The organism is Stenotrophomonas sp. Iso1, assembly GCF_027497995.1.
Taxonomy (GTDB): Bacteria; Pseudomonadota; Gammaproteobacteria; order Xanthomonadales; family Xanthomonadaceae; genus Stenotrophomonas.
Map to the genome: position 1 here is coordinate 317,632 of NZ_JAODBT010000004.1, position 17,936 is coordinate 335,567.

General features: G+C 64.1%; 16 protein-coding genes. 9 read left to right on the top strand and 7 right to left on the bottom strand.

Features of this window, described 5'->3' with window-relative positions; translation table 11 throughout:
- Positions 1-13: 13 nt before the first annotated feature.
- A complete protein-coding gene (locus PAN08_RS16585) occupies positions 14-2,341 on the bottom strand; it encodes a TonB-dependent receptor (RefSeq protein WP_269792620.1) in 2,328 nt (775 codons plus the stop codon).
- Positions 2,342-2,512: 171 nt separating this feature from the next.
- On the opposite strand from PAN08_RS16585, the gene PAN08_RS16590 reads away from it, so the two are divergent.
- From PAN08_RS16590 to PAN08_RS16600, 3 genes are all read left to right on the top strand, one after another.
- Complete coding sequence (locus tag PAN08_RS16590) at positions 2,513-3,526, top strand: TIGR00266 family protein (protein WP_269792621.1); 1,014 nt, start codon at positions 2,513-2,515, stop codon at positions 3,524-3,526.
- A 205-nt stretch (positions 3,527-3,731) separates the two neighbouring features.
- Positions 3,732-4,352, top strand: a complete 621-nt coding sequence (locus PAN08_RS16595) for a hypothetical protein (RefSeq protein ID WP_269792622.1) — start codon at positions 3,732-3,734, stop codon at positions 4,350-4,352.
- Between the two features lie 103 nt (positions 4,353-4,455).
- Positions 4,456-5,493 (top strand): patatin-like phospholipase family protein, encoded by a 1,038-nt coding sequence (locus PAN08_RS16600; RefSeq protein WP_269792660.1) that lies wholly within the window; start codon positions 4,456-4,458, stop codon positions 5,491-5,493.
- A 64-nt stretch (positions 5,494-5,557) separates the two neighbouring features.
- On the opposite strand, the gene PAN08_RS16605 is transcribed toward PAN08_RS16600, so the two are convergent.
- Entirely contained in the window at positions 5,558-6,043 is a 486-nt protein-coding gene (locus PAN08_RS16605; protein WP_269792623.1) for an Lrp/AsnC family transcriptional regulator, read from the bottom strand.
- A 132-nt stretch (positions 6,044-6,175) separates the two neighbouring features.
- On the opposite strand from PAN08_RS16605, the gene phhA reads away from it, so the two are divergent.
- Positions 6,176-7,066, top strand: a complete 891-nt coding sequence (phhA, locus tag PAN08_RS16610; RefSeq protein WP_269792624.1) for a phenylalanine 4-monooxygenase — start codon at positions 6,176-6,178, stop codon at positions 7,064-7,066.
- A gap of 137 nt (positions 7,067-7,203) precedes the next feature.
- Here phhA and PAN08_RS16615 read toward each other — a convergent pair whose 3' ends face one another.
- The 4 genes from PAN08_RS16615 to PAN08_RS16630 all read right to left on the bottom strand — a co-directional run bounded on the left by PAN08_RS16615 (position 7,204) and on the right by PAN08_RS16630 (position 11,719).
- Entirely contained in the window at positions 7,204-8,796 is a 1,593-nt protein-coding gene (locus PAN08_RS16615) for a PepSY-associated TM helix domain-containing protein (RefSeq protein ID WP_269792625.1), read from the bottom strand.
- A gap of 10 nt (positions 8,797-8,806) precedes the next feature.
- A complete protein-coding gene (locus PAN08_RS16620; protein ID WP_269792626.1) occupies positions 8,807-9,109 on the bottom strand; it encodes a hypothetical protein in 303 nt (100 codons plus the stop codon).
- Positions 9,106-9,393 (bottom strand): hypothetical protein, encoded by a 288-nt coding sequence (locus PAN08_RS16625; protein WP_269792627.1) that lies wholly within the window; start codon positions 9,391-9,393, stop codon positions 9,106-9,108. The genes PAN08_RS16620 and PAN08_RS16625 overlap by 4 nt, the downstream gene beginning before the upstream one ends.
- 100 nt (positions 9,394-9,493) lie before the next feature.
- Positions 9,494-11,719, bottom strand: coding sequence for a TonB-dependent siderophore receptor (locus tag PAN08_RS16630; protein ID WP_269792628.1), 2,226 nt, complete (start codon positions 11,717-11,719; stop codon positions 9,494-9,496).
- A 190-nt stretch (positions 11,720-11,909) separates the two neighbouring features.
- On the opposite strand from PAN08_RS16630, the gene PAN08_RS16635 reads away from it, so the two are divergent.
- From PAN08_RS16635 to PAN08_RS16650, 4 genes are read left to right on the top strand one after another with little or no spacing between them, the layout of a single operon-like run.
- Complete coding sequence (locus PAN08_RS16635; RefSeq protein WP_269792629.1) at positions 11,910-12,626, top strand: DUF3348 domain-containing protein; 717 nt, start codon at positions 11,910-11,912, stop codon at positions 12,624-12,626.
- Positions 12,627-12,636: 10 nt separating this feature from the next.
- Entirely contained in the window at positions 12,637-14,733 is a 2,097-nt protein-coding gene (locus PAN08_RS16640) for a DUF802 domain-containing protein (protein ID WP_269792630.1), read from the top strand.
- Positions 14,730-15,377 (top strand): OmpA family protein, encoded by a 648-nt coding sequence (locus PAN08_RS16645; protein WP_269792631.1) that lies wholly within the window; start codon positions 14,730-14,732, stop codon positions 15,375-15,377. Before PAN08_RS16640 ends, PAN08_RS16645 begins: the two co-directional genes overlap by 4 nt.
- Positions 15,367-16,035, top strand: coding sequence for a DUF2894 domain-containing protein (locus PAN08_RS16650; RefSeq protein ID WP_269792632.1), 669 nt, complete (start codon positions 15,367-15,369; stop codon positions 16,033-16,035). Before PAN08_RS16645 ends, PAN08_RS16650 begins: the two co-directional genes overlap by 11 nt.
- A 118-nt stretch (positions 16,036-16,153) precedes the next feature.
- Here the strand turns inward: PAN08_RS16650 and PAN08_RS16655 are convergent, their stop codons facing one another.
- On the bottom strand, positions 16,154-16,858 hold the full coding sequence (locus PAN08_RS16655; RefSeq protein WP_269792633.1) for a pirin family protein: 705 nt from the start codon (positions 16,856-16,858) through the stop codon (positions 16,154-16,156).
- 133 nt (positions 16,859-16,991) lie between these two features.
- On the opposite strand from PAN08_RS16655, the gene PAN08_RS16660 reads away from it, so the two are divergent.
- The gene (locus tag PAN08_RS16660) at positions 16,992-17,915 is read left to right on the top strand and encodes a LysR family transcriptional regulator (protein WP_269792634.1); all 924 of its coding nucleotides are present in this window, start codon (positions 16,992-16,994) and stop codon (positions 17,913-17,915) included.
- The last annotated feature ends 21 nt before the right edge of the window (positions 17,916-17,936 follow it).

Below are 17,936 nucleotides of genomic sequence, written 5' to 3' on the forward strand. Positions count from 1 at the left end.
CTGCCTGCAACGATCAGAAGTTGGCCTTGAACTCCACACCCCACAGACGCGGCTCGTTGATGAAGCCGGTGAGGTTGTTGAAGTCGATACCACCGGTGGCGCGGATCTGGTTGGTGATGTTGCGGCCATACAGCGCCACATCGTAATCACCGTCGTTCCACTGGTAACCCACGCGCAGGCCGCCTTCCAGCAGCGACTTGCCGGTGAATTCCTTCGACTCGTACAGGAAGAAATTCACTTCACTGCGGTAGACCCAATCGGTGAACACGTAGAACTGCGCACCGTCGGCCAGCGGCAACGACCAGCGCGCGGTCATGTTGTGGGTCCACTCTGGTGCCTGCGGCAGCGAATTGCCGTTGATCAGCACCTTGCCATTGCCATCCAGCGGATTGGTGACGGTGCAGGACATGCAACCGGCAACGCTCAGGTCGGCATCCTTGATCTCGGTATGGTTGTAGCCACTGCCCAGCGTGACCAACAGGTTGTCGGTGAGGTAGGCCTGCAGGTCCAGCTCGAAGCCCTTGCCCACGCTCTTGTCGGCGTTGAGCAGGATGTTGGCGTTGCCGGTGGAGCCGCCCACGGCGGTCAGCTGCTGGTCCTTGACGCGGTAGTGGTAGACGCTGGCATTCAAGCGGGCGCGGTTGTCCCAGAAGTCGGCCTTCACGCCCACTTCGAACGACAGCACGGTTTCCGGCTGGGCCACGGTCTTTTCATTGAATGCGCCCGCCGACTGGATCGAGCTGCCACGGAAGCCGGTGGCGACGCGGCCATATACATTCACATCGTCATTGACGGCGTAAGTGGCCGATGCATCCCAGTTGAATTTTTTGTCCTTGGTCGACGCCGCCAGGTACGGGTCCACCGCATCACCAGCGGCGAATGCCGCCTGCTGCGCCGCGAGCAGACCGGCCAGATCGCACTTCGGAATGCCATTCGGGTCCAACGACGGGCCGATGCACGGCGCAAAGCCGGTGTTCCAGTAGTCCTTCACCGTCAGGTCTTTCTTGTCGACGGTGTAGCGCACGCCCGCACGCAGTTCCAGCTTGTCGGTGGCCTGGAAGGTGGCGCCGCCGAATACCGCCCACGCATCATTGGTCTGGTTGATGCGCTGGAAGCCATCCTGCTTGCTGCCGTTGGTGGTGTCGTAGCTGACGCTGTCGACGTCGTAGTCTTCCTTGAAATAGAACACGCCGGCCTGCCAGTTCAGCGGGCCATCGCTGAGCGACTCCAGACGCAGTTCCTGCGTCCATTGCGAGTGCTTGGGAATGCCATCGGCCGTCTCCGAGGCGAATGGCACTTCAGCGGTGAAGTACGGGCCCGAGGTGCCGTCGATGTCGCCGACGCTGAAGGTGTCCACGGTCTCGTAGCCGGTGATCGAGGACAGCTTCAGATTGCCGAAATCCCAGCTCAGGCGCGCGTTGGCACCACTGCTGTCCAGCTCCGAATGGTTCAAACCATCGATGGAGACCTTGTTCTCGTCGAAGCCTGGAACGAAATCGTTGCTTCCCTTCTTGAAGATGTTGCCGCGGAACAGACGGGCGGTGCCGTTGAGGTGGCGGCTGTGTGCGCCCAGCAACGCTTCAAAATTGTCGCCTTCGTAAAGGAACTGCACGCGCACGGCCGACTCGTCATAGCCTTCCAGGCCATCGTTCGGGCCGGAGCCGGTGTTTTTTACCCAATCGTCGCGGCGCTGGTACAACGCCGACACGCGCGCCGACCAGCGCGCGCTCAACGCACCACCGACGGCGGCTTCCACATTCCACAGGTTGTCGCTGCCGTAGCCGACCTTGGCGTAGCCGTCGAACTCCTGGGTCGGGCGCACCGAATCGAACTTCACCACGCCGGCCGGTGTATTGCGGCCGAACAGCGAACCCTGCGGGCCACGCAGTACTTCCACCTGGTCCACGTCGAAGATCGGGAAGCCTTTCAGGATGGGGTTTTCCTGCACCACGTCGTCATAGACCAACGACACCGGCTGCGAGGTGTTCAAGCGGAAATCGGTGTTGCCGTAGCCACGGATGTAGAAACGCGGGAAAGCGCGGCCGAACGAGGATTCGATGTTCAAGCTGGGCACGCGGCCGGACAGATAGCGCACGTCGGTACCGCCGGACGCCAGCGCATCGAGTTTTTCACCGCTGACGGTGCTGATCGACACCGGCACGTCCTGGATGTTTTCCACTTTGCGTGCGGCCGTGACCTTCACGGCATCCAACGTGGCAGCTTCCTTTTGTGCGGTGGTCGCGTCCTGGGCCATCACGGCCGAGGGGAGCAAAGCGGCTAATGCAACAAACAGCGGATGCGCCACCGGGAAACGGCGACGAAAGGGATGGGTCGGGGACATGGCGGAGAGAGCCTGGTTGGGGAAATGGGGACTGCGCCTAGCACGGGATTGTTGCAGTACAACATTCGTATCGCAAACGTTCAGGTATTCAGCCGCATGACGCCTGTCAGGGGCGTGAAGTCCACGGGATGCATAGACTTGGCATCCCTATCCTGCTCCAGGCTATGCGCCATGACCCAGTGGTATTTCCATGTCCCCGGCAAGGCCGACCGCGTCGGCCCCCTCGATGAGGAAGCCGCCCGCCAGTACGCCCAGGCCAACCGCCAGGCGCTGGCGTGGCGCGACGGCATGCAGGGCTGGCAGGCAGTCGCCCAGGTCCCCGAATTCGGCGGCCAGATCGCACCACCGCCAATGCCGCCGCCGGTGGGTGGCAGCCGCAACCGCGCCGATGATATCGACTTCAAGATCGTCGGCCAGGAAATGCAGTTCGTCGAAATTGAACTGGACCCGGGCGAGAGCGCCATCGCCGAGGCCGGCGCACTGATGTTCAAGGATTCAGCGGTACAGATGGACACCGTGTTTGGTGACGGCTCGCACACCGGCCAGGGTGGCGGCTTCATGGACAAACTGATGTCGGCCGGCAAGCGCGTGATCACCGGTGAAAGCCTGTTTGCGACCGTCTACACGCACACCGGCAGCGGCAAGGCCAAGGTTGCCTTCGCCGCACCCTACCCCGGCACGGTGCTGGCGATGAAGCTGGACGAGCACGGTGGCAAGTTGATCTGCCAGAAGGACAGTTTCCTGGCCGGCGCGCGCGGTGTGCAGATCGGCGTGCACTTCCAGCGCAAGGTGATGACCGGTCTGTTCGGCGGCGAGGGTTTCATCATGCAGAAGCTGGAAGGCGATGGTTGGGTGTTCGTGCATGCCGGCGGTTGCGTGGTCGAACGCGAGTTGGCCGCAGGCGAGCGCATCGATGTGGACACCGGCTGCGTGGTGGCCTACCACGCTGGCGTGGACATGGACGTGCGCCGCGTTGCCGGCCTGAAGAGCATGTTCTTCGGTGGCGAAGGCGTGTTCCTGGCCACCCTCACCGGCCCGGGCAAAGTGTGGCTGCAGTCGCTGCCGTTCTCGCGCCTGGCCGGCCGCATGTTCGCCGCTGCGCCGCAAGGTGGCGGCCAGAGCCGCGGCGAAGGCTCGGTGCTGGGCGGGCTGGGTCGCCTGCTGGATGGTGACAACAAGTTCTGATGCCGTCGTGAGTTCCGTAGCCCGGTGATGGTGCAGCCCCGCCGGGCTATGGAACCGCATTCGAACGCATGCAGCAGCGGTGCCTTCTGCCTGCCATTACGAAGCAATCTCCTGTTGCCCTGCATGCGCCGGCCAGACCACCTTGCCGGCCTCCAAAGCCGTCGCCATACTCGCCGCATTCATTTTCAGTGGAAGGCAGGACGCCATGAACGCGCAGGACAATGTCTACGCTCCACCGCAGGCGTCACTGACGCTGGAAGAAGTGTCAGAACGTTCGGGCTTTCCGCCGTTCTACGTGGTTTCCATCACCAAGCTCGTGCTGCTCTACGTCGCGACACTGGGCTTCTATTCGCTGTATTGGTTCTGGCGACACTGGACGCTGCACAAGCGCGACAAGAAACTCAACATCTGGCCGGTGCCGCGCTCCATCTTTCCGATCTTCTTCGCGCACAGCTTGAACGAGGAAATCGACTATCGGCTTCGCCGCTCAGACAAGGGCTATAAGTGGTCACCGGGCATGTGGGCCACCACGTACGTGGTCTCAGCAATCGGTGCACGCATCGTCAGCCGGTTACCCGATTCCATCTTGCCTGCCCTTCCGGGCTTCGGAATCGGCATCCTGCTGCTCGTCGCCAATGCGCTGGCCCTCGTCCATGCGCAGCGCGCGGCCAACCTCGCCAGCGGTGATCCCAACGCCACCGGAAATTCACGACTGACCGCCGCAAATTGGGTATGGCTGGTGTTGGGTGGGCTGTACTGGGTGGTGATCGTGCTGGGGATACTGACCATCATTTGGGTGCCCACGGTGTACGTTCCGGCAAGCTGAATCTGGCCGCGGATGACAGCCGCAGCTAAACCAACGGTTGTCCCGTCGCAGGCCTTGGCAACGCAAAGCGCTATGCTGGCGCCCTTTCCAACCACCCCTATTCATCATGAAACCGCGCAACGCCCGCCTGCTGCTGTCCCTTGCCCTGTTTGGCCTGCTCACAGCATGTGGTGGCGACAACACCAAGCCCACGCCGCCGCAGGCGGTACGTCCGGCCACACCGGTCAAGCCGGTGAAGATCGGCGTGGCGCTGGGTGGTGGGGCGGCGAAGGGCTTTGCGCATATCGGCGTGATCAAGATGCTGGAAGCCAACGGCTTCGAGCCTGTGGTGGTGTCCGGTACCAGCGCCGGCAGCGTGGTCGGTGCGCTGTATGCCAGTGGCATGAATGCGTTCGACATGCAGCAGAAGGCCGTTGCGCTGGACGAAGCCAGCATCCGCGATCTGCGCCTGTTCTCCGGCGGCCTGATCCAGGGCCAGAAGCTGCAGGACTACGTCAATGCACAGGTCGGCAACAAGCCGGCCGAGCGGCTGAGCAAGCCGTTTGCCGCGGTCGCCACGCAGTTGGAAACCGGCGACCGTGCCGTGTTCGTGCGCGGCAATGTCGGCCAGGCGGTGCGTGCTTCCAGTTCGATTCCCGGCGTGTTCGAGCCGGTGAGCATCGGCGGCAAAACCTATGTGGACGGCGGCGTGGTCAGCCCGGTGCCGGTGGATGCGGCAAGGCAGCTCGGCGCTGAATTCGTCATCGCCGTGGATATCTCCAGCCGTGCCAGCGGCCAGCGCCCGAGCGGCCTGCTGGGCGCGGTGAATCAGTCCATCACCATCATGGGCCAGCGTCTGGGCGAGCAGGAACTGGGCCGCGCCGACGTGGTGATTCGCCCGGCGGTACTGGATATCGGTGCTGCCGATTTCGAACAACGTGGCCGGGCGATTCTTGAAGGCGAGAAGGCCGCGATGGCGGCGATGCCGCAGATCCGTGCCGGCATTGCTCGCCTGCAACAGGCGCAAGCCGCAGCCCTCCGCACCGCCGAAGTGCGTACCAGCGCCGCACAGGCCGAAGCCCACCAGCGTTGCCAGGACAGCCGCAGCCGCATTGAAAAGCTGCGTGGCGTGGTGAAGGATTGCAGCGCACCCGCACGTTGATGCGAGGCGCAACTCCGCTTTGATCCTCCCTTTTGGCCACGGCCAAAAGGAGAGAGGCAGTGATTTACACCCGCCCCAACTGCGACAGCGGCAGCGCGCGGAACTCCTTCACCGTGCGCAGCACGAAGCTGGAATTGACGTCGGCCACGCCGGAGGCGTTGAGCAGCTTGTCCAACAGGAAGGCCGAGAAATGGTCCAGGTCGCGCACGTAGACCTGCAGCAGGTAATCCATGTCGCCGGTGAGCGCGTGGCAGGCCACCACTTCATCCCATAGCTGTACGGCCTGGACGAAATGGTCGATGGCCGCTTGCCCGTGCTTCGACAACTGCACGCGCACGAAGGCCTGCAGGCCCAGGCCAATCGCACGCGGCTCCAGGCGCGCGCCGTAACCGACAATCACGCCCTCGGCTTCCAGCCGCTGCACCCGCCGCAGGCAGGCGGAGGGGGACAGATTCACCCGCGCTGCCAGCTCGGCATTGGTGGCGCGGCCGTGCTGCTGGATATCGGCCAGAAGCCGCAGATCCGTGCGATCCAAAGTCACTGAGGCCATCTTTGTTGCTCCGCAGCATCGAATTGACGCAACAATCTTGCGCCACAAAGGGTTGAGGACGCAATTTCGCAAACCTGTTGCGCGGCAAGCTTCCTACCATGGGTTTACCTATTCCCTCACGGAGCTGCCGCCATGGAAGCCAACCCACGCCGCGTCGAACACCAACAGACCGACAAGGGTTACGTGCCGGTCTATACCACGGCCGTGGTGGAGCAGCCGTGGGACAACTACAGCGCCGACGACCACGCCACCTGGAGCGCGCTGTACCAGCGCCAGCGCGAGCTGCTGGTGGGCCGCGCCTGCCAGGAGTTCCTGGATGCGCAGGACGAAATGGGCATGAGCGAACACATGATCCCGCGCTTCGACCAACTCAACGAAGTCCTGGGCGCAGCCACCGGCTGGACGCTGGTCGGCGTGGAAGGCCTGCTGCCGGAACTGGATTTCTTCGATCACCTGGCCAATCGCCGCTTCCCGGTGACGTGGTGGATCCGCCGTCCGGACCAGATCGATTACATCGCCGAGCCGGACTTGTTCCACGACCTGTTCGGCCATGTGCCGCTGCTGATGAACCCGGTGTTCGCCGACTACATGGCCGCCTACGGCCGTGGCGGGGTCAAGGCGCACGCAATCGGCCCGGACGCGCTGCAGAACCTCACCCGCCTGTACTGGTACACAGTGGAGTTCGGCCTGATCAACACCGCCGACGGCCTGCGCATCTACGGCGCCGGCATCGTCTCGTCGAAGGGCGAATCGCTGTACTCGCTGGAGTCGGCCGCACCGAACCGGATCGGGTTTGATCTGGAGCGGATCATGCGCACCCGCTACCGCATCGACACGTTCCAGAAGAGCTATTTCGTCATCGACGGCTTCGACCAGTTGATGGCTGCCACCGAGCCGGACTTCACCCCGATCTATGCGCAGCTGGCCACGCAGGCGCATTTCCCCGCAGGCGATGTGCAGGACAGCGACACGGTGTTCCAACGCGGCAGCGGCGAAGGCTGGTCGGGCGAAGGCGACGTTTGAATCGTTGGATTCCTTGCAAATGGAGAAGCCGCCGGAAGGCGGCTTCTTCGTTCGTGGCAATCGGCACCGGGGCTCCACGAACACCGCCAGAAAAGTGATCCGCCGCGCCCACCGGAACGACGGAGCTTGCGCAGTTCCTACGCCAACGTGCTGCCTGCCGGTGCTGTTGTTGTCTGCGCCCAGATGCTGTCGCTATGGCCCTGCTGCATTCGCCGCTGCGTGCGATGCGCGATGTACAGCATCACCGGCACCGACAGCAGTGCGGTGACATCCACCGGCCAGCTGCCTGCATGGCTCCACGCACCACCAATGCCCCAGACACCGGCCAGACTCGATAGCGGTATCGCCAGCGTGAATACCGCGCTGGCCCACAGCAATTCCACCGCACCGCGCGAAGCACCACGCAAAAATGCCCACGCAATCGCCACCACGAATACCGCGTAGTAGATACCGGTGTGCCACGCTTTCAAATCATCGACCAACGCGGGCAACCACTTGGTTGCAGCGAGGCTGGCAGAAATGCCGGCCACGCAACCCAGCGACACACCCACCGTCAGGCAACCCAATACCCAGCCCGATAGTTTCTGTGCGGGCGTCTCCGGTCCCTTGCGTTTGCGTCGTCGCGATTCCACCCACAGCAGATTGCCGGTGTAGAACAACGCCGCGCCGGCCAAGCCCATCAACAGGTACAACCAGCGCACCGGGTTACCGCCAAAGCTGCCGAAGTGCAGCATGAAAAATGCATTGACCGATTCATTCCAACCGTCCATGTGGCCGGGCAGATCATGCGGATCCACCTGCCCGCTGTAGGGGTCCAGATGGGTGCTGGCGTACAGCCGCGCGCGCGTGCCGTGCCGGACGTCCAGGCCAGTCACCGTTGCTTCGACATGACCGTCCTTGCGCTGGAAGCCGAAGCTCTGCACTTCAAACCCAGGCAGTTGCACCGCTACCCGACGCAGCAACTCGGCCGCCGGCAACAGCTTGGCGCCAACGGGCGGATCTTCGTGCGGCTCCTCGCTCCATTCGATGCCCGTGGGATACACCGCCGCGTCCTGCGCGTCATAGAACTGATCATGGAAAGCGAACACCACACTGGTCAGCGCGATCACCAGATGGAACGGCAGGCTGAACAAGCCCAGCGCGTTGTGTGCGTCCAACCACATGCGCTTGATGTTTTTGCCGACGCGCAGCGCGAACATGTCCTTGGTCAGCGTTGGCAGCAACACGATCAAGCCGGATATCAGCGCCACGGCATAGGCCAGCGCTACCACGCCCATGATCGGCCGTGAGATCGCATCGGCAAACGGAAGGCCGACCAGCTGGTGCAATGTGTCCACCAGCTGCGCTACCGGTGCCTTGCGCGTCTGCTCCACCTGCAGGCTGCCGTCGGCGCCGAAGCTTGCGGCGAACTCCTTGAACTGACGCCGCCCTCCCGTGCGCTCTTGCCAGTACACGCGCGCCGTCTGATCAGCACCGGGCTTCACCGAGATGAAGTAGCGCGATGCCGCCTTTGGATGCTCAGCCAACACGGCTTCGACCAGCGCATCGGCCTGCTGCAGCGACGGTGCGGCGGCCAAGGCCGATGGCGGCGCCGCCCAGCGTTCCAGCGGTTTCTCGAACATGGTGATCGAGCCCGCGTAGAAGGCGATGAACAGCATCAGCCCACTGACGATGCCAATCCAGATGTGGACGTCCTTGTAGACCTTGATGATGTCGCTGCGGATTTTCATGCCGGTGCCCTCACGCCATCACCCAACGCGTCAGCCACAGCAGGCCGAATGCCAACACGTTGGCCGCGCCCAGCCACAACCACGCACGCAGGCTGTTGCGGAACAGGTAGACGAAGGACAGCACCGTCGCCCAGATCGGCGCCATCAACCACATGTTGAACTGGTTCTTGCCGCTGCCCGCATGGATGCCATCCGGGCCCAGCCACGCGAACAGGCCCGACAATGCCAGCGCCAGGCCGAAACCCAATACCGTGCCCGCGCAGGTCTTGCCAAACCAATGGCTGCTCTGCAGCCGCACGCACGTCTGGCTCATGCTGCGCTCCGTGCGCGCACTCGGGCACGCCAGGCACCCAGGAACGGCAACACCGACCCCACCAGCATCAACAGCACCAGCCACGCCGTGATTGCCTCAAGCGGCGCCAGCAGCGGCCACATCAGCAGCAACGCGACCAGTGAAAGCAGCGTGCCCGGCCACCATGCATGGCGCGTCGGCCACCGCCCGGCCGCGCGTAATTGCTGCTGTGGTGACGCGATGTACAACAGCAATGCCGCGACGATGCACGCGCTGGTGGCAACGAGGGACAGCAGCAGGTTCATGGCGTGGCGCCACTGGCTGGAAGGCGGGTTTTCATTCGATCGGGCTCAGAGGTTGGCGATGAAGAACACCCGCCGGGTTTCCCCGGCGGGCGCGATGGCATTACCAACTGAAGCGCGCGGTGGCAGTCACGGTGCGGCCGGTGCCGTAGTAGCACGAGGACACACCGCCGCAGGTGGAAACAAAACGCTTGTCAGCGAGGTTGCTGACGTTGAGTGCGAACTGCGTGCCCACAGCGCCATGCTGGCCCACGTCGTAGCGGATGGCCGCGTCCCACAGCGTGTATGACGGAATCAGATAGAGATTGGCGCTGTCGCCGTAACTCTCACCGTTGTAACGCACGCCCGCAGCCAGGCTCAGGCCTTCCAGCCCCCCCACCTGGAAGGTGTAGTCGGCCCAAAGTGCAGCGGTCCAGTCCGGCACCATCGCCAACTGCTTGCCGGTGTAGCCGTTGTTGCTGCGGGTGACTTCCGAATCCATCCAGCTGGCGGCGCCGATCACGCTGAAGCCTTCCAGCGGGGTGATACGGCCTTCCAGTTCGACGCCGCGCACACGGCCTTCACCGTCCTGCACCTGGCACTGGCTGGCGCCATTGGCACCGCAGGTGTTGTGCGTGGTGTCCGGATCATTGGTGAGGATGTTCTGCTGGCGCAGGTCGTAACCGGACAACGTCAGCAGGCCATCGAATGAAGCCGGCTGGTACTTGATGCCGCCTTCCCACTGCTTGCCGGTCACCGGGTCGAACGGCGACAGCGTGTGGCTCATGTTGGTGTTGGTGCCCGACGGCTGGAACGACTCCGCATAGCTGATATACGGCGTCAGGCCGTTGTCGGCCACGAACAGCAGGCCGACATTGCCGGTGAAGGCATCGTCCTTGATCCGGGTCGGCACGACCGCGCCGTAGCGGCCCGTGGCCACGGTATAGCTGCGCGTCCAGGTGTCGTCCTTGGTCCAGTCGTAACGGCCACCGAAGGTCAACCGCCACTTGTCCAGCGCGATCTGGTCCTGCAGGTACACACCGGTCTGGCGATTGATTCCGCCGGAGTAGCTGATGCTGGTCGTCACCGGCACGTAGTTCGTATAGACCGGATTGAAGATGTCGATGTCGGCCGGGTTGAGCATCGCGCCACGCGCGCCGGTCCAATCAGCCTTCTGCCAATCCACACCCAGCAGCAAGGTGTGCTCAGCCGCACCGGTGCTGAATTTGCCGGTGATGCGCGTGTCCACCGTGTCGCCCTTGGAATCGCCTTCACCCCAGGTACCGCGGCGCTTCTGCGTGCGGCCATCGGCATTGAGGCCGCCGTTGGTGACGACGGTGCGGAACAGCGACTGGACATCGGTATGCCGCGCGCTCTGGCTCAGCGTCCAGTTGCCGTTGAAGCTGTGCTCGAACAGGTAACCGGCGGTCCAGATAGTGCGGTCGTAGGTATTCCAACCCGGCTCGCCGATGAAAGTGGTGTTCTTCATGCGACCAAAGGGCGTGGCCACCAGCGTGCCGTCCATCGGCAGGAACTGATAGGTCGAGCCGCCATCGTCCTTCTGGTACAGGCCGAGCAGAGTCAGACGCGTGCGTTCGGCAATCTGGAAGGTGTAACTCGGCGCCAGAAACCAATGCTGCTGCTCGGTGTGATCAATCTGGGTGTCACCGTCGCGGTACAGCCCGACCAAGCGCAGCAGGTGGCGGTTGTCGTCGGTGCCGGTGCCGACATCGAACGCAGTGTTGTACTGGCCGTTGCCGTCGATGCCCAGACGCAGCACCTGCTGCTGGTCCGGTGTCGGCGTCTTGCTGACCTGGTTGACCATGCCCCCCGGAGCCACCTGCCCGTACATCACCGCCGACGGGCCCTTGAGCACTTCCACCCGGTCCAGGTTCCAGCTGTCGACCATGGTGCGGTTCCACTGGCTGCCCTGCGGTGCGCGCATGCCATCAACGGTGACGTTGTTGGACCAGCTGCCGGCATTGAAGCCACGGATGCGGAAGTCATCCACGCGGTTGTCGATGCCGCTGCTTTCCAGGGTGACGCCGGCGACGTAGCGCATGGCCTCGTTGAGGTTCTGCACGCCACGGGCGTCCAGCTCCTCACGCGCGATCACCGACACCGACTGCGCGGTCTCAGCGATGGCGGTATCGGTTTTGGTCGCGCTGGAGGCATGTGCCGTGGTGCGGTAGGCATTGACGTGCACCGCATCGAGCGTGCGCGCCGGATCGGCGGGTGCCTCGCCCACGTCGGGTGCGGCAGCGGACACGGCGAGGGGGAACAAGGCCACGGCAACCGCCATGGACAACAGCGCCGGCCGGACGGCGGCAGAGCAACGGGGGAAGGACACGGAGTCAACCTACTGATAAGAGCGAGTATTGGCTGACTGCGCGGGGCAGCGGCTGATGGGCCGCATTGTACGAATAATAACCATTCTCAACAATGACCTATATCAAGCCGCCCCTTCCCTCTGCCTGAATGCCGCCGCCGGGGCGAAGCTTCCACCGCCATGTAAAATGCTGATTTTTTAGTCAGGACACATGGCGAAAGCTATCCAACGGGCGCCCGTTCTGGGCCCGGCGTTCATTCGCCTGCTGGCCCGTTTCAAGGACGATGCCGTCTCGCGCGCAGCGCCGGACGTGCCCGAGCGGCTGGCGCAATGGTTCGACTGGAACCGCGCCATCACCTTGTCGCGGGCGCTGGACAACCGCGCGCCCTCGCCGCCGGAAGGCCCCGCCTTTGACGAAGCACAGGACGCCGAGTGCGCCCGTATCCGCGCTATGTTGACCGATGCCATCCACGCCGACATCGACATGACCCCGCCACGCAACGCGCCGGCGGCTGAAACCACCGCGCAGGCCGCGTTCGCGCCGTACCGCCAGCATTGCCTCAAGCAGCAGCGTTCCATGCAGATCGCCACCGGCAAGCTGCGCGGCCGCCTACGCGACATGTTGGCGCGGCAGTCCGAGGCCAAGGCGCAACTGGCCGAAGTGGACGCGGTGATGGAAGCCACGCTCAGCCCGCGCGAGCACACCCTGCTGGGCAACGTCCCTGCCCTGCTCGGCCTGTATTTCGAGCGCCTGCACGACAGCAACACCGCAATCCCTGCCGATGCACCTGCATCGGACACCCTCACGACCTCCACCGGCCCTTGGCTGGCCAACTTCCGTCAGGACCTGCGCATCGCGCTGCTGGCCGAGCTGGATGTCCGTTTCCACCCCATCGAAGGTCTGCTCGCAGCCCTGCGTACCCGGTAACCCAACGCCCATGCTCAGAAATTTCGTCGCTGTCGTTGTTTTCCTTGTCGGCCTGCTGGCCGTGTGTTGGATCGGCGTGGGCTATGCCGGCACGCATCCGTTGGCCGCTGTGGTCGCCTCGGTGATTGCCGCCTGCTATCTGGTCGGCGCTGTGGAGTTGTTCCGCTACCGCCAGGCCACCACCACGCTGCTGCAGGCACTGCCGGCCATCCATGAAGGCAGCGACAACCTCGACGGCTGGCTGTCGCGCTTGAACCCGGGCCTGCGCAACGCCGTGCGCCTGCGCGTGCAGGGCGAGCGCGTCGGCCTGCCGGCGCCTGCCTTGACGCCCTACCTGGTCGGCCTGCTGGTATTGCTGGGCATGCTGGGCACGCTGTTGGGCATGATGGCCACGCTGCGTGGCACCGGCCTGGCACTGGAAAGCGCGACCGACCTGGACGCCATCCGCAGCTCGCTGGCAGCCCCGGTCAAAGGCCTGGGCTTCGCTTTCGGCACCTCGATTGCCGGCGTGGCCTCATCGGCCGCGCTCGGCCTGCTGTCGGCGTTGCTGCGTCGCGAACGCAGCAATGCGGTGCAGGAACTGGACGCCGGCATCGCCGCGCATCTGCGCGTGCATTCGCAGGCATTCCAGCGCAACGAGACCTTCCGTCTGCTGCAGGAACAGAACGCGCTGATGCCGACCCTGGTGGATCGCCTGCAGGCGATGATGGCCAGCCTCGAGCAGCAGCAGCACAGCAACAACGAGCGCCTGCACAGCGGCCAGCAGGAATTCCACCAGCGCACCGAAGCGGCGTATACGCAGCTGGCGTCGTCGCTGCAGCAATCGATGCAGCATGGCATCAGCCAGCAGGCCAATGCCGTGGGCGCGGCACTGCAACCGGTGGTGGATGCCACCATGAACGGCTTGGCCGAGACATCACATGCGCTGCATGTCGCCATCGACAACGCGGTGCAGAAACAGCTCGATGGGCTCAATGCTTCCGTGCGTGGCGCTGCAACGGCAGCCAGCGAAAGCTGGAGCACCGCATTGACCGAACAGCAACGCAGCAACCACTCGCTCACCGGCGAACTGCAGCAGGCACTGCAGCAGTTCACCACCACGTTTGAACAACGCTCCGCCACGCTGCTCGATGGCGTCGCCTCGCGCATGGAAGACAACGCCGGCCGTACGGCCGAGGCCTGGAGCAGCGCGCTCGCGCGGCAACACGAGGCACACGAAGCACTGGCACAGCGCAACGAGCAGGCGCTGGTCAGCGCCTCGGCCAGCTTTGAAGGCCACTCACGGTCGCTGCTCGATGCTCTGCAGCAGTCGCATGCCGAGCTGCAGTCGGCCTTCGCCGCCAACGACACACAGCGCCTGGGGAACTGGTCGCAGACGCTCACCACGATGGTCGCCGCGCTGGACCAAAGCTGGCAGCGCAATGGCGAACAGGTCGCGCAGCGTCAACAGCAGATCTGCGACACGTTGGCACAGACCACGCAGGCCATGAGCGAGCAATCGCAGGCGCAGGCCCGCGACACCATCGCCGAGGTGTCGCGCTTGGTGCAGAGCGCTTCGGAGGCGCCACGCGCCGCGGCCGAAGTGGTCGCCGAGCTGCGCCAGAAACTGTCCGACAGCATGGTGCGCGACACTGCCATGCTGGAAGAACGCAGCCACCTGCTGTCCACGCTGGAAACGTTGCTCAACGCAGTCAACCACGCCTCCAACGAGCAGCGTACCGCCGTGGATGCACTGGTCAGCACCTCGGCCGACCTGCTGGAACGCGTCGGCAGCCGCTTCACCGCGCAGATCGAAACCGAGACCGGCAAGCTCGACAACGCCGCCGCACATGTCACCAGCAGCGCCGTGGAAGTGGCCAGCCTGGGCGAAGCCTTTGGCGGCGCGGTGCAGTTGTTCGGGCAGTCCACCGAGACCTTGAACGAACGCCTGCAGCTGATCGAAACAGCACTGGACAAGTCGCTCGCACGCAGCGATGAGCAACTGGCGTATTACGTCGCACAGGCACGCGAAGTCATCGACCTCAGCATGCTCTCGCAGAAACAGATCATCGGTGAGCTGCAGCAACTGGCCGTGGCCCGTGACGGCAACGGGGCCGGCCACGCATGAGCGACGAGATCGAATTTGACGCCGAATCCACCGCCACCACCTGGGCGGCCTTCGGCGATCTGATGTCGGTGCTGCTGGGCGCGTTTGTGTTGATCCTGGCCAGCGTCATCGGCATCCAGTTGTTGCTGCACAACCGTCTGGATGAGGAAGTGAAACAGCGACAGGAACAGACCGCCAAACTCAAGACGCTGGAGCAGGCCCTGGCCGCACCCTTGGCCGCTGGCCGCGTCACCGTCATCAATGGCCGTATCGGCATCAGCGGCAGCGTGCTGTTTGCGCTCAATTCCGACCAGCTGCAGCCGGAAGGCCGCGAGCTGCTGCAAAGCATTGCCAATCCGCTGCGCGACTACCTGCATGCGCGCGAAGAAATCCTCATGGTCAGCGGCTTCACCGACAACCAGCCGGTGCGCGTGGCCAACGCCCGCTTCGCCGACAACCTGGAACTGTCGGCAGCGCGCGCACTCACCGTCACCCGTACGCTGATTGCCGACGGCGTGCCGGCCGCGTCGGTATTCGCCGCCGCGTTCGGTGCCGAGCAACCGGTGAGTTCCAACGACGATGAGGCCGGCCGCGCGAAGAACCGGCGCGTCGAAATCGCGCCCATCCCGCGCCCGAAGCAGGACGGCACGGCGGATGCAAAGTAACGCCGCCACGCCACAGTCGCGGCTGGAAGCCTGGCGTGCCGCCGGCACCGACCGTGTCGATCCGCTGCGTTTCCACCTGATGCGTGCGCTCGCCGATCGCGCCGAACGCCACGAAGGCCTGGTACGGCAGCGGTTGGATGCGCGGTTATCAACGCTGGCCGATGCCTATGCCGAAGTGATCGCGAAACATGCACCTATGGCAGCGCAGGTCACCGCGACAACCAGCCCGCTGAGTGCGTTGTTGGAGCAGTTGAACGCGGTGCCACTTCAATACCCGCTGCCTTTGCACGGCTCAAACATTGGCACGGCACAGGATGGCGACAGCAATGAGGTGAGCGACTCGACGCTGCTGCCGGCGCTGGATGAATTCCAGCAGCTGTGGAGCCGCATCCGCATCGAAAGCCTGCTGCGCCAATGTCTGGATTCGCTACCCGAAGACGCCGGCCCGCTGCATTCCAGCGTGCTCACCTACCGTGCCATGGCGCTGATGCAGGACATCTCACCGGACTACCTGCAGCACTTCGTTGCCTATGTCGATGTGCTGACGTGGATGGATCAGCTGAGTCGTGGCGAAGGCGGCAACCTTGCAACGGGCCGCGCACCGGCAAAGCGCAAGAGCACGCCGCGAAAGAAGAAAAATACGGGCGAATCGACGTAGCGCGGATACGCCTCGGCACGAGTTGCCACACCCACTCGCGAAGTTCCACGTTGGCAGGAACAGCAAAGGCGCAGTCGCCTGCGCCTTTGCGTCATACGTTATACCCGCAACGGACGGCTCAGGCCGCCGTATCCACCAGCACCAGTTCGGTGTCTTCCAGCGCGCGGATATGGATGCTTTCCACACCGGTGATAGCGGCACCGTCGCGCGCATCCAGGGTCACACCGTCCACTTCAACCCTGCCAATGTTCGGCACCAGGTAGCCGTGGCGGGTTGCGTCGGTGAACCGGTACTCCGTGGTTTCACCGGCCTTGAGCGAGGCGCCCAGCACACGGGCGTTGGCGCGGATGGGCAGCGCGTCGTCATCCCCCTGCATACCGCTGGCCAGTGCGACAAAGCTGCCTGAGCGCTCGCCCTTCGGGAACGGCTTGGTGCCCCATGACGGCTTGCCACCGCGCTCATCCGGGAAGATCCAGATCTGGAAGATGCGGGTGATGCCCGGCTCACGGTTGTACTCGGCATGGCGGATGCCGCTGCCGGCGCTCATCACCTGCACATCGCCGGCCTCCGTGCGGCCCTTGTTGCCTTGGTCGTCCTGATGGGTGATGGCGCCCTCGCGCACGTAGGTGATGATTTCCATCTCCGCGTGCGGGTGCGGCGGGAAGCCGGTACCGGGTTGGATGGTGTCGTCGTTCCAGACCCGCATCGCGCCCCAATGCATGCGCTTGGGGTCGTGGTATTCGGCAAAGGAAAAATGATGCTTGGCATCCAACCAACCGTGATTGGCTCCACCAAGGCTGGCAAAGGGGCGATGTTCAATCATGGCGTTCTCCTGCGGGCAGTGGGATTCGATGGGCGCAGTCTAGGCGCGCAGCCGCAAGGCGAGAATAGAACCAATGGAAAGTCATCCATTCCATTTATGACATGATCACGCCACGACCCCACATACGCCTGCCATGAGCCAACTCCCCGACCTTGAAGCCTGGGCCATCTTCGCCAAAGTGGCCGAGGCAGGCTCCTTCGCCCGTGCCGCCGAAGAACTGCAGCTGTCGCAGGCCACCGTTTCCAAAGCCATCACCCGGCTGGAAACCCGCATCGGCACCACGCTGTTCCACCGCACCTCGCGGCGGATGTCATTGACCAGCGCAGGTGATGCAGCGCGGGAGCGCGCGGCACGCATCCTCGACGAGGGCGAGGCCGTGGAAGCCGAAGTTGCCGACCGTTCGGCAGCATTGCGTGGGTTGATCCGATTGGCGGCGCCGATGTCGTTCGGCGTATCGCGGTTGGCGCCGTTGCTGCCGGAGTTCATGCAGGCACATCCCGATGTGGAACTGGACATCCAGCTCAGCGACGAGATGGTGGACATGGTGGGCGAGCGTTTCGATCTGGCGCTACGCATCGCCACGCTGGCGGACTCCAGCCTGCGCGCGCGCCGGCTGTGCCAGGTGCGCATCCTGCTGGTCGGTGCCCCGGCCTATTTTGAAGAACACGGGCGGCCCAAGCATCCGCGCGACCTGGCCCGTCATCGCGGCTTCCAGTACAGCTACACGCGTAGCGGCAACACGTGGCGCTTCGCCCACAGCCGCCACGGTGAATTCGCACAGACCGTGCCGCGCCAGCTACAGGCCAACAACGCTGAAGTCTTCGATGCCGCGTTGCGCGCCGGGCTTGGGCTTGCCCTGCAACCAGAATTCCTGGTGTGGGAAGAACTGCGTGACGGCGCGCTGGAAGCCGTGATGAGCGACTGGAAGGTCGAGCCGTTGGCCCTGAGCATCATCACCCCGCCCGGCCTGCACCGGCCGGCGCGCGTGCAGGCGCTGATCGACTACCTGGCCGCGCGCCTGGAACAACCACCTTGGGCGGCCGCATACGCCGAATGAAGCTCGCCCGGGTGCCGAGCC